This window comes from Parvimonas sp. oral taxon 393 str. F0440 (assembly GCA_000223315.2).
Lineage (GTDB): Bacteria > Bacillota > Clostridia > Tissierellales > Peptoniphilaceae > Parvimonas.
In genome coordinates, this window is record AFUS01000004.1 from 611687 (window position 1) to 624725 (window position 13039).

Consider the following 13039-nt stretch of genomic DNA (forward strand, 5'->3'; position numbering starts at 1 on the left):
GCATCGTGGAAGAGTTGGGTTCTTATTGAAAAACTATGAAATTTTCTAAAAAAAATTGTTGTAATTTTTTAAAAATTGGAAAGGTTTATATTATTAGCTTTAGATAAACTATCTTTAATCGTAATAGAAAGTATAAATGAAAACATTATTTAATATACTATTCTAAAAATAATAATAAAAAATTTAGATTATCATATCATTATGTGGACTTTTCTGTATATATTTGATATAATTTATAAAAGAAATAAAAATAAAGGAGGCAGTTATGTTAAAGGAAAAGGTTATAGTCAATTCGGAAATTGGGCTTAATGCCAGAGTAGCTTCTATGTTTTTAAGAAATTCAGTAAAATTTAATTCTGAAATTATATTAATTAAAGATAATAACAGATATAATGGAAAAAGTATTTTGAGTATTTTGTCAATGCAAGCTCGAAATAAAGAAGAGATAGAAATAGAAATAACGGGTGAGGATGAAATAGAAGCTATGGAGTGTTTAAAATCATTTTTTGAACAAGACTTAAAAGAATTCTATACAATTTAATATAAAAATAATTATAAAAGAATCTCTTATCGGTATAGGAGATTTTTTATTTTGTGAATAATTATTTAAATATAAATAACAAGATTAATTGTTAAATTAGAATGTTAATAATTTATATATAATTAGATGTTAAATAAAATATTTTTTTAAAAAATGTATAAAAATTTTTAATGCTTAAAAGCTAAAATGCTTGAAAAATATTGATATTTTTGATATACTTTAATTATGATGTAGCATAGTTTTTCGCTATATTTTATATAGAATAACTACATATTTGTTATATACTAAAATAATTACATATTTATATTTTTTATAGTTTACAATTTAATATTGATGTTTTTAAATATATACTATATATTTTTTATTATATAATTGTATGAGTTTTTCTAAAACTTTTTAAAAGGAGGCAAATTATGGCTTTTGTTTTTAATGTTGAAGAAAATCAAGACAAAATAGATGAGCTTTGTGAGTTTATTGATAAGAAAAAAGACATTCCGGGAGCATTGATGCCGGTTTTACAGGAAGCACAAAGTATTTTTGGATATCTTCCTGAAGAAATAATGGATTTGATAGCAAAAAGAATGAAAATATTTCCTGCTAAAGTTTTTGGTGTAGCTACTTTTTATTCACAATTTTCATTTATTCCTAAGGGTAAGTATCAAGTTTCTGTTTGTATGGGAACTGCTTGCTATGTAAAAGGAGCTCAAGAAATTTTAAATGAGTTTTGTGATAAAGTAGGGGTAGAAGTTGGTGGAACAAGTGAAGATTTGAAATTTTCCGTTGCTCAAACTCGTTGTATCGGGGAATGCAATTTAGCACCTGTTGTTACAATAAATGAAGATGTATATGCTCATATAAAAAAAGCGGACATCAGAAGAATATTAAGAAAATATAAATAGGGGTGATTTTATGATAAAAACTAAAGTTGATTTTAAAGTGCTTGATTCTATCAAAGAAGAAAACTATCCTCTATTAATTGAAAGGTTAAAACAAGAACCTGATAAGTACATAATTGACGAAAATGGAATTCGTCTAAAAGGAGAGTTTTTTGAAAAGCAAACTAGAATAGCTTTAAAAAATTTTGGAATTGTTGATGCACATAGTGTTGACGAATATGTTGCATTAGGTGGGTATTACGCTTTGGCTAAAGTAATAAGTGGTCTTACTCCTGAAGATGTAGTTAATGAAATGAAAAATTCAGGACTTAGAGGACGTGGTGGTGCAGGTTTCCCAACAGGAAGAAAATGGGAAGGTGCTATGCAACAACCTGCAGGACAAAAATATGTAGTATGTAATGCGGATGAAGGAGATCCGGGTGCATTTATGGATAGATCCATACTTGAGGGAGATCCACATTCTGTATTAGAAGGAATGGCTATCTGTGGTTATGCGATTGGAGCTGATAGAGGTTTTATTTACGTTAGAGCTGAATATCCAAAGGCTGTTATAAATTTAAGAGAAGCAATTAAAAAAGCAGAAGAAAAAAATCTTCTTGGTAATCATATAATGGGAACTGATTTTAGTTTCCATGTAGAATTAAGACTTGGTGCAGGAGCATTTGTTTGTGGAGAAGGTACTGCTTTAATAGAATCTATTGAAGGTAAACGTGGAATGCCAAGAACTAAAGTTTATAGAACAACAGTTAAAGGTCTTTTCCAAAAACCTACTGTTTTAAATAATGTTGAAACTTTTGCAAATGTTCCGCAAATTATGTATAAAGGGTCAGATTGGTATAGATCAATAGGAACTGAAGACAGTTCAGGAACTAAAGTATTTGCTCTTGTAGGTAAGGTTGCTAATGCCGGTCTTGTAGAAGTTCCAATGGGAACGACTATTAATGAAATTGTATATGATATCGGTGGTGGTACTGGTAATGATAAAAAAGTCAAGGCTGTTCAAACCGGTGGTCCATCAGGTGGATGTATTCCAACTGATTATTTTGATACACCTGTAGATTTCGGTTCTCTTGCTAGAATTGGATCTATTATGGGTTCAGGTGGTATGGTTGTTATGGATGAGACTGACTGTATGGTTGACATCGCTAGATTTTTCTTAGACTTTACTGTTGAAGAATCTTGTGGTAAATGTGTTCCTTGTAGAGAGGGTACAAAGAGAATGTTGGAACTATTGGAAAAAATAACTGCCGGTAAAGGTGAAGATGGTGATATTGAAAGATTGGAAGATCTTTCAGAAACTATTACTGTTGCATCTCTTTGTGGTCTTGGACAAACTGCAGCAAATCCTGTTGTTAGTACACTTCATTATTTCAGAAATGAATATGAAGCTCATATTTATGATAAGAAGTGTCCGGCAGGTGTTTGTCAATCACTTCTTGAGTTCTTTATTACAGATAAGTGCGTTGGATGTACTAAATGTGCTAAAGCTTGTCCGGTTGATTGTATTACCGGAGTTCAAAAGGAATTACATGTTATTGACCCATCTAAATGTATTAAATGTGGATCTTGTGAAGCTGCATGTCCAGTTAATGCTATAATTAGAAGATAGGTTCCGGAGGTTTATTATGGCTAATATGATTAATTTAACTATAAATGGCAAAAATGTTAGTGTTGAAAAGGGAACTACTATCATTGAAGCCGCTAAGAAAGTTGGAATTGATATTCCAAACTTATGTTATGAAAAAAGCCTTACCGCCTTTGCTGGATGTAGAATGTGTGTTGTTGAAATAGAAGGAAGTAGAAAGTTAGAAACTGCATGCTCCACACTTGTAAAAGAAGGTATGGTTGTAAATACTGAAAGTGACAAATTAACAAAAATAAGAAGAAATATTTTAGATTTATTGTTCTCTAATCACCCAAGTGATTGTTTAACTTGTGATATGGTTGGTAACTGTAAATTACAAGAATATTGTTATAGATATGGAATGAAAAAAGGTACTTGGATTGGTGAAGTTCAAAATCATAAAATTGATGATAACAATCCGGTTATGATTAGAGATCAAAATAAATGTATCTTATGTGGTAAATGTGTTAGAGTTTGTCAAGATGTTCAAGTTACAGGGGCTATTGACTTTGTAGATAGAGGTTTTGAAGCTCATATCGGTACTCATAAGAATTTAGATTTAAGTACTGATAATTGTAGATTCTGCGGACAATGTATAAGCGTATGTCCAACAGGTGCCTTACTCAATAAACAATTAATGGGAACTAGACCTTGGGAAGTTAAAAAAGTTAGAACAACTTGTCCTTTCTGTGGTACAGGTTGTAATTTTGATTTAAATGTAAATGTTAAAACGGGAAAAGTTATTGGTGTTACACCAAATGAAGATTCTCCAATTAATGGAACTCAACTTTGTGTAAAAGGACGTTTCCATGCTGATTTAATTAACAGTCCGGGTAGACTTACAGAGCCATTGATTAAGAAAAATGGTGTATTTGAAAAAGCTACTTGGGAAGAAGCATTGGATTTGGTTGTTTCTAAATTAAAAGAAACTAAAGAAAATTTTGGACCAGATTCAATTGCAGGTTTAAGTTCAGCAAGAACTTGTAATGAAGATAACTTTGCTTTTCAAAAAATGATGCGTGTTGCTATTGGTACAAACAATGTTGACCACTGTGCTAGAACCTGACATGCTCCTACAGTTGCAGGTCTTGCAACAACATTAGGTTCAGGAGCTATGACAAACTCTGTTAATGAAGTTTTTAAAACAGATTTAATGTTTGTAATAGGTTCAAATACAACTGAAGCTCATCCGATAATTGGAAATAAGATGCAACAAGCTCATAGACAAGGTAAAAAACTAATAGTAGTAGATCCTAGAAAAACTGAAATAGCAAGGGAAGCGGATTTACATCTTTCATTAAAATCCGGAACTGATGCTGCATTAATTAACGGTATTATGAATATAATAATTACTGAAGGATTATATTCAAAAGAATATGTTGAAAATAAAGTAGAAAGATTTGAGGAAGTTAAAGAACTTGTTTCAAAATATACTCCGGAGCTTGTAAGTAAAATTACTACAGTTCCTGTTGAACAAATTTATGAAGCTGCAAGAACATATGCTTCAGCTGAAAGAGCTGGTATATTCTATACTTTAGGTATTACTGAGCATACAACAGGTACTTCAAATGTAATGAATCTTTCTAATTTAGCTTTGCTATGTGGAAATATAGGTATTGAAGGTGGCGGTATTAATCCGCTTCGTGGACAAAATAACGTTCAAGGAGCTTGTGATATGGCTGCATTACCAAATTATTTCCCTGGTTATCATAAAGTATTGGAAGAAGAAAATGTTAAACTTTTTGAACAACATTGGGATTGTAAACTAAATAGAAAAATGGGACTTAGAATTCCGGAAATGCTTGATGGAGCTGCAGAAGGTTCAGTAAAAGCTATGTATATTATGGGAGAAGATCCCGTACTTTCAGACCCAGATGCAAATCATGTTAAACATGCTTTAAGTAATTTAGATTTCTTAGTAGTTCAAGATATTAATTTAACTGAAACTGCAAAACTTGCAGATGTTGTTTTACCTGCTACTTGTTATGCAGAAAAAGATGGTACATTTACGGCATCTGAAAGAAGAGTTCAAAGAGTTAGAAAAGCTGTCGAAGCGCCTGGACAAGCAAGATTGGATTGGGCTATATTGGCAGATGTTTCTAAAAGACTTGGCGGTAAAGGCTTTGATTGGGAAACATCAGAAGATGTTTTCGATGAAATAAGAAAATGTATGCCTACTTATAGAGGAATTACTTATGATAAGATAGAAAAATTGAATGGAGTTCAGTGGCCATGTCCTACAGCAGAACATCCGGGAACAAAATATCTTCATGAAGGTAAATTTACAAGAGGCGATAAAGCTCTTATGGTACCTGTTGAGTATGAGGGACCAAAGGAATTAGAAAATGAAGAATATCCAATAATTTTATCAACGGGAAGAACTTTGTATCATTATAATGTAATGACAAGATATTCAGATGCTCTTGATGGAATTCTTCCACATGAGTTAATCGAAATTTCTGCAGAGGATGCTAAAAAACACGGTCTAGAAGATGGAGATTTTATGAGAGTTACTTCTAGAAGAGGTAGTGTAGTTGGTAGAGCTAAGATTACTGAAAAAGTAAAACCTGGATTAATTTATATGACATTCCACTTTGCTGAAACACCAGTTAACCAATTGACAAGTGCTCATTATGACCCTATAACAAAAACAGCTGAATATAAAGTAACAGCTGTAAATATTAAGAAAGTTAATAAACTTGATAAAGGATTAGAGAGTGAAAAATTTGTTGACTTAAATGAATTAGTTGATGAAATAGTTTAATGAGAAAATATTTTATACTTAGATTGGAAAGTTAAAACACTTTCCAATCTTTTTGTTTGCAATTTTATTTTTATTCTTGAAACTTATCTTAATTTAATATATACTATTAGTAGTTTATTTATTAGTATTTAAGGAGGAAAAGATGAGTAAAATATTATTAGTTGAAGATGAAGAAAATATTAGATTATTTACAAAAATAAATTTGGAAAGAGAAGGTTTTGAAGTTTTAGAAGCAGGAACTGGAGAATTAGGAGTTGAACTTGCATTAAAATATAATCCTCAGGTTGTTATTCTAGATGTAATGTTACCTGGAATAGATGGTTTTGAAGTTTGTAAAATTCTTAGAGAAAAACTTCCTAAAATTGGAATAATAATGCTTACTGCAAAGACACAAGATGTTGATAGAATTAATGGTCTTGAAAGTGGAACAGATGATTATTTAAGTAAACCATTTAACCCTGTAGAACTTATATTGAGAATAAAGTCTTTGATTAGACGTTTAGATTCAATTCAAAACAATAGTGATTTAATTAATATATATCCTTTTAAATTAGATTTGTATTCTAAAAATTTTTATAAAGAAGGAAAAGAAATTGAGCTTACACCAACAGAGCTTACAATTATAACAATTTTTATGTCAAATCCAGGAAGAGCTTTTTCAAGAAATGAACTTTTAAATATGACATGGGGAGAAGAGTTTGATGGAGATATTAAAATTGTAGATGTTAATATAAGAAGACTTAGAGCTAAAATTGAAGACAATTCAAGTAAACCAAAGTATATTGAAACAGTTTGGGGGACTGGATATAGATGGAATTCAAACTAGAGTATGATAAATTAGTTGAAAAATTTAAAGATGTTAAAGATTTTATATTGAAAAAATCCTTAAGAACAAGAATTATGATTCAATTTTTATTAGTAATTCTTTTAATTGTAGTATTCTTTGAAATTTTTCTGATATTTACTATAAAAAATTATTATTATTCAGGAGTAACAGGTGTAATCCAAAGCCAAGCAAAATATAGTGCAAAACTTTATGAAACTTATTTAGCTAATTCAAGTCTTTCTGAACTTGTTTTGGATGATATAGAAGAATTTTATAGTGAAGTAAATTCGGAAGTGCAAATTTTAAATAATTCAGGTAAAGTATTATTGGATACTGTTAATGGGAATCATGTAGGTAAAGTATTGTCTTCAAGTGATGTTATTTCAGCTAAAAATGGTAGTAATGGATCCTATGTGTATAAAAATTCTATTTCAAATAAAAATGAATTGGCCGTATCTATTCCTCTTAATAATGGAAATGAACAAGTTGGAATTGCTAGATTTATAATATCTTTGGAAAATATTGATAGAATTATTGCACAGAGATATCTAGTATTTTTCCTATTTGGTTTTTTTGTGATTGTAATAGGTGTGAGTATTAGTATTTTTATGAATACTAAGATTGTTAATCCTATAGAAAAGCTTACTAATGTTGCATTAAAATTAGCAGATGGACAGCTAAATGAGAAAGCTGATGAAGTAGGAGATTATGAAATTTCTAAACTAGGAAGTACTATGAATTTAATGAGTGAGAATTTAGTAAAGAAAGAACAATTAAAGAAAGATTTTATTTCAAGTATTTCTCATGAATTAAGGACTCCACTTACTGTAATAAAGGGCTGGGCATTTACACTTCAACCGGAGGCTAAGGGAAATAAACTTTTGGAAGATGGATTAAGTATTATAGAAAAAGAAAGTGACAGATTAGGTAATATGGTAACAGAACTTTTAGATTTTTCAGAGCTTAGTAGTGGAAGACTTATAATGAATAAGGAACTTTTTGATCTCAATGAACTTGGAATTTTTATAAATAAACAATTAATGCCAAAATCTAGTTCCAAAAAAATTGATATGATTTTAAATTATGATGAAACTAAAAGAGTAATGGTAATTGCTGATAGAGATAGAATTAAACAAGTATTTATCAACATTTTAGATAATGCTTTAAAATTTACTGATGAAGGTGGAGTTGTTTTAACTGATATAAAAATTGAAGATGATATAGCTGTTGTTGAAGTAATAGATAATGGTTGTGGAATTTCAGAAGATGAAATCTCGTTAGTTACGGGTAAATTTTATAAAGGCTCTAATAGTAATTCACATACAGGCCTTGGATTGTCTATTTGTGAAGAAATTGTAAAAGCTCATAATGGAAATTTAATTATAAGAAGTGTTCTAGAAAAAGGGACTGTAGTTAGAGTTGAACTCCCACTTGAAAAAGGAGAACTTAAAAATGAAATATAAGAAATTAATATTTAGTAGTATTGGTATTAGTTTATTCTGTTTGACAATTTTACTATTTTTTGTATTAAGAGGTAATTTTTTTAGATATACTGATATAAATTCAATGATTTCAGAACCAAAAGCGAATTCATTGTTAGTATCGGGAACATGGCAATTGACTTCTATAACATCATTAAGCGATGGTAGCGAGTCTAAAATAACAGATGATAAATTATATATAAATAAAGAAATAATTTATTTTGAAAAAACAAAAACAACGAATCCTAAATTTAAATTTAGACAAGTAAATTTTAAAAATTATTTATTATATAATGGAGTCGTAACTGATAAGATTAACATTGATTCTGAGGACGTAATCGTAGTTTCAATAAGAGATGAAAGAAATTTTTATAAAGAATTTATAATTATTAACAAAAATAAAATTGCTACAATTCATAATAAAAAATACTATATGTATGAAAAAATTTCAGATGATGTTGATAAAAATAATATCGGTGAACTAAATTCTAATGACAATTCACAAAATTCAAAAAAAGATATTAGTTTTCTAATAGGAGTAAAAAGTGTAGGAACAAAAGATGTTGATTATGAAACTTTTCTATTTAGAAAAAACGGAGATGAAAAACCAACATTTAACAAGATAGAGGGACTTTTTATAAACAATAAGAATAAATTTTTTCTTGTAAATTCAACAAATGATGGGATTTATGTCAGTAATGACTATATAAATAATTCTAATAGAATTGAGTTAGCTATAAAAAATGCAACAATCAATTTTTTGAGTAAAAATTATATTAGTCTTGAATCATATAATTCGGAGACAAATAAAAAAATTATTCAATATATAAAATTGATGGACTATCAGATGAAAAGCAAATATCGATTAAAGATATTGCTGGAGATAGAGGAGAAAAAGCGTATTTTAATAATATAAGAAAACTTGGATATTCAAGTGATAACATTAATTTGTATGATATGAAAAATTTTGGCGTTAAAAGAAGTAATTTTAACTGGATTTTTAAAGGAATATTGAGTAATTATTCACATGATAATTTTGTGTCGAGTGAAATTGATTTAGACTTAATTCCAAATGTTGACATCTTTTCTAATAAATCTAGCAAAATTTCTAAATTGAAAGTTAAAGAAAAAGTTCAAAATGTATTAGATTATTTTGTTTCTCCAGATGAGAATCTAATAGTAATTTTAACAGCAGATGATATTTCTATGTATGAAATAAAAAATCAGGATATAGGAACATTACCAATTTTTACAGTTAGTTTAAAAAATAGAAGAGAAGTAGTTACTTTTCAATGGACTAATTCAATTAGTAGTGAATTGACATATACAGAGTTTTTGAAGATTAAACAAATAAATTAGCGTAACAAAAAATCTCTATGAAAACCATAGAGATTTTTTATTATCAAATATATTTATATTAAATTAATATCTAATTCTTTTTTTAATTCATTAATTTCATCCATCATAAAATCTTTAAATATTTTATTTATATTTGAAAATTGTAAATTTTTATTATAAACAAAATAAAATTTTCTATTTAGATAAAGATTTTTTATGTTTAGTATTTTTACTTTATCTTTAAAAGGAGATATATTTAACATTCTTTGGGAGATAAAGCCACTTCCTACTCCTTTTGTAATAAGTTCTAAAATAGTATTAGTATCATGTATAGTTGCAACACTGTTAGAAATGACATTCAATGAGTTATTTCTTTTTAACTCATCTTCAACTATTTGTCTAGTACCTGAGCCAATTTCTCTAAGTAAAATTTTATCATTACTTAAATCTTCAATATTAATAACCGAATAGTTTTTTAAGTCGGGATATGCATCTTTATTAACAACATATACAATGTGATCATCCATAATTTGAGTATAAATCAATTTAGGATTAGATATTTTTAGTCCTACAATACCAAAATCTGTTTCTCCAACTAGAATACTATCAATAACGGTTCTAGAATCATCATTACTAATATTAAAAGAAATATCAGGAAATAAATTTGAGAATTTTTCAATTAAATTTGGTAATATGATTTTTCTAGGAACGGAAGAAACACAAATATTTAAAGTTCCTTTTAAATTTTGAGAATATATGTCTAAATCTCTTATAATTTCATCATAAGAAGCCAAAATATTTAAAGCATGTTTGTATACAATACTTCCTGCTTGAGTTAAAGTAACACTTCTTCTTGTTCTGACAAAAAGAGAAGTGTTAAGTTCAGATTCAAGAGCTTGTATATGATTTGTAACAGATGGCTGAGTTATATATAACACATCAGCAGTTTTCGTAAAAGATTTTGTTTTTACAATAGTTATAAATGTTTCTAATTGTTTAAAGTCCATAAAATCCTCCAAATATGTATAAATCTAACTATAAAATGTATATTTTATATATTTTTTATATTATAACATTTTTTTAACAAAAAGTAAATATAAATAAAATATTATAAATTTAAAATGATTTAAACGAGAAGAATTTTTTTAACAATTATGCCTATATTAGAAAACATATTGACTAAATATTTAAAATATGATAATATATTTGTGATAGGGGGTATTAGAAATGTTTTCAAATGATAATATAAGAAAAGTTGATCCAGCTATAGCTGAAGTGATTGACAAAGAATTAGAAAGACAAAATAGTCATATTGAATTGATAGCTTCTGAAAACTGGGTAAATGATGCCGTTTTAGAAGCAGCTGGCAGTATATTAACTAACAAGTATGCTGAAGGATATCCTGGAAAGAGATATTATGGTGGCTGTGAAGTAGTAGATGAAGCAGAAAAATTAGCTATTGAAAGAGTTAAAGAACTTTATGGTTGTGAGTATGCAAACGTTCAACCTCATTCAGGTTCACAAGCTAACTTCGCTGTATTTTTTGCAGTTTTAAAACCTGGTGATACTTATATGGGTATGAACTTAAATCATGGTGGCCATTTAACACATGGAAATCCTATTAATTTCTCAGGTAATATTTATAATCCAGTACCTTATGAAGTTGATGAAAATGGATTTATCGATTATGATGAAGTTTTAAGAATTGCTAAAGAATGTAAGCCTAAAATGATAATTGCAGGTGCTTCTGCCTATGCAAGAAAAATAGATTTTAAGAAATTTAGAGAAATTTGTGATGAAGTAGGAGCAGTATTAATGGTTGATATGGCTCATATTGCCGGTTTAGTTGCTGCAGGATTACATGAATCTCCAATTCCTTATGCTGATGTAGTTACTTCTACAACTCATAAGACATTAAGAGGACCAAGGGGTGGTCTTATTTTAGCAAGTGCTGCTGCAAATGAAAAGTTTAATTTCAATAGAGCTGTATTTCCGGGATCACAAGGTGGACCATTATTACACATAATTGCTGCTAAAGCTATTGCTTTCAAACAAGCTTTAGAACCTGATTTTAAAAAATATCAAGAACAAGTTTTGAAAAATGCTCAAGCATTAGCAAAAGGATTGATGGACAGAGGAATTAAACTTGTATCTAATGGTACAGATAACCACTTAATGTTAGTTGATTTAAGAGATTGTGATATGAGTGGTAAGGAAGTTGAAAAAGCATTGGATTCAGTTCATATTACTTGTAATAAAAATACAATTCCAAATGATCCTAGATCACCATTTGTTACAAGTGGTATAAGACTTGGAACTCCTGCTATCACTACTAGAGGATTTAAAGAAGAAGAAATGGATTTAGTAGCTGAAGCAATTGCAGAAGTTATAAAGAATGGAGAAGAAGGAAAAGCGAAGGCATTAAGAATAGTTGAAGATTTAACTAAGAAGATACCTTTAAAATAGTTATTTAAATTTAAAAAAACGTCAAGTAAAATATGCTGACGTTTTTTTATGGAACTAAAGAAAATATTTTATTAATTATTATTTGCTCAAAATTAAAATTATTTTTTTCTAATTCCAAAATTTCTTTAGAAAGAGAAACTTCATCAGTTATTATTCCATCTGCACCACTCGTGAATGCTTTTACAATTTCATCATTAGTATTTGTAGTCCATATATAAACTCTCTTACCATTTTTTTGTATTTTTCTTATCATTTCATTTGTAACAATTTCTTTTTCAATACAGAAAAAATCAACAAATTTTGCATTGTAAAAATTACCATAACTAAAAGCTAATATTAGTCCTGTTGAAATACTAGGCTCTATATCTTTAATTTCTTGTAAGGCTTTTGGAGATAAGGAAGAAACAATTACATCATATGGTTTATCCTTAATTAATTTTGCTACTTCTTGAGCTAATATTTTCTCGTTGTTTTTAAATGGTTTTAATTCTATATTTAATTTTATTTTTCCTGAAGTTTTTTCAAGCACAGTTTTTAAATCGATAAAATTATATTCTTTAGAATTTTTTTCATCAATTATTTTGTAATTTTTTAATTCTTCAAAATTTAAATTTTCAATATTAACTTTTTTTCCTGTAAGTCTTTTTAAATTATGATCATGTGATAAAACAACTACATTGTCTTTCGTCAATACTACGTCTATTTCAGCAAATTCAGCTCCATTATGAATAGCTTCATTTATAGATTCTAATGTGTTTTCAGCAGAATTTTTTGTGCTTCCTCTGTGGGCCATAATATCCGGCTTTAGATTCCTGAAAGTATGGTAGAATTTTATTTCTTCATTTGAATTTCTATATTTACTAAAAATTCCGGCAAAAATTAAAAATACCATTACAAGTGCCACTTTTAATTTAATTTTGTTTGTAGGATAAATATTTTTAGATAATTCTATATTACTAGAAGAATTAAAATAAAATTTTGATAAATCGTAAAAAGTAATAAAATTTGATAATACATTTGTAAAACTTTTAAAAATGTTGCAATACATAAATAAGCAATTATTCCGGCATTACTTAATGTTTTATTATTTGTATGCATATAAA

General features: G+C 28.2%; 11 protein-coding genes. 9 read left to right on the forward strand and 2 right to left on the reverse strand.

Annotated features, from left to right (window positions below; translation table 11 throughout):
• Nucleotides 1-265 precede the first annotated feature (265 nt).
• The 8 genes from HMPREF9127_RS03985 (at nucleotide 266) to HMPREF9127_RS09040 (ending at nucleotide 9491) form a co-directional block, all read left to right on the forward strand.
• Nucleotides 266-541, forward strand: a complete 276-nt coding sequence (locus tag HMPREF9127_RS03985; protein WP_009447775.1) for an HPr family phosphocarrier protein — start codon at nucleotides 266-268, stop codon at nucleotides 539-541.
• Nucleotides 542-954: 413 nt separating this feature from the next.
• A complete protein-coding gene (locus tag HMPREF9127_RS03990) occupies nucleotides 955-1440 on the forward strand; it encodes an NADH-quinone oxidoreductase subunit NuoE family protein (protein WP_009448332.1) in 486 nt (161 codons plus the stop codon).
• A gap of 10 nt (nucleotides 1441-1450) precedes the next feature.
• Nucleotides 1451-3046 (forward strand): NADH-ubiquinone oxidoreductase-F iron-sulfur binding region domain-containing protein, encoded by a 1596-nt coding sequence (locus tag HMPREF9127_RS03995; protein ID WP_009447866.1) that lies wholly within the window; start codon nucleotides 1451-1453, stop codon nucleotides 3044-3046.
• Between the two features lie 25 nt (nucleotides 3047-3071).
• Nucleotides 3072-5825 carry a formate dehydrogenase subunit alpha gene (gene fdhF, locus HMPREF9127_RS07750; RefSeq protein ID WP_083814279.1) on the forward strand — a complete coding sequence of 918 codons (2754 nt, stop codon included), beginning with the start codon at nucleotides 3072-3074 and terminating at the stop codon, nucleotides 5823-5825.
• 142 nt (nucleotides 5826-5967) lie between these two features.
• Nucleotides 5968-6651 carry a response regulator transcription factor gene (locus HMPREF9127_RS04010; RefSeq protein WP_009448255.1) on the forward strand — a complete coding sequence of 228 codons (684 nt, stop codon included), beginning with the start codon at nucleotides 5968-5970 and terminating at the stop codon, nucleotides 6649-6651.
• Nucleotides 6636-8114: a sensor histidine kinase gene (locus HMPREF9127_RS04015; protein ID WP_009448154.1), complete on the forward strand. Its 1479-nt coding sequence runs from the start codon at nucleotides 6636-6638 to the stop codon at nucleotides 8112-8114. Before HMPREF9127_RS04010 ends, HMPREF9127_RS04015 begins: the two co-directional genes overlap by 16 nt.
• Nucleotides 8104-9048: a hypothetical protein gene (locus HMPREF9127_RS04020; RefSeq protein WP_009447982.1), complete on the forward strand. Its 945-nt coding sequence runs from the start codon at nucleotides 8104-8106 to the stop codon at nucleotides 9046-9048. The genes HMPREF9127_RS04015 and HMPREF9127_RS04020 overlap by 11 nt, the downstream gene beginning before the upstream one ends.
• Before the next feature lie 41 nt (nucleotides 9049-9089).
• On the forward strand, nucleotides 9090-9491 hold the full coding sequence (locus HMPREF9127_RS09040) for a hypothetical protein (RefSeq protein ID WP_255261685.1): 402 nt from the start codon (nucleotides 9090-9092) through the stop codon (nucleotides 9489-9491).
• Nucleotides 9492-9544: 53 nt separating this feature from the next.
• Here HMPREF9127_RS09040 and HMPREF9127_RS04025 read toward each other — a convergent pair whose 3' ends face one another.
• The gene (locus HMPREF9127_RS04025; protein ID WP_009447702.1) at nucleotides 9545-10477 is read right to left on the reverse strand and encodes a selenium metabolism-associated LysR family transcriptional regulator; all 933 of its coding nucleotides are present in this window, start codon (nucleotides 10475-10477) and stop codon (nucleotides 9545-9547) included.
• A gap of 220 nt (nucleotides 10478-10697) precedes the next feature.
• Between HMPREF9127_RS04025 and glyA the strand changes: the two genes are divergently transcribed.
• The gene (gene glyA, locus HMPREF9127_RS04030) at nucleotides 10698-11936 is read left to right on the forward strand and encodes a serine hydroxymethyltransferase (RefSeq protein WP_009447807.1); all 1239 of its coding nucleotides are present in this window, start codon (nucleotides 10698-10700) and stop codon (nucleotides 11934-11936) included.
• Between the two features lie 46 nt (nucleotides 11937-11982).
• Here the strand turns inward: glyA and HMPREF9127_RS04035 are convergent, their stop codons facing one another.
• Nucleotides 11983-12984 (reverse strand): glycerophosphodiester phosphodiesterase family protein, encoded by a 1002-nt coding sequence (locus tag HMPREF9127_RS04035; RefSeq protein ID WP_009448118.1) that lies wholly within the window; start codon nucleotides 12982-12984, stop codon nucleotides 11983-11985.
• Nucleotides 12985-13039 lie beyond the last annotated feature (55 nt).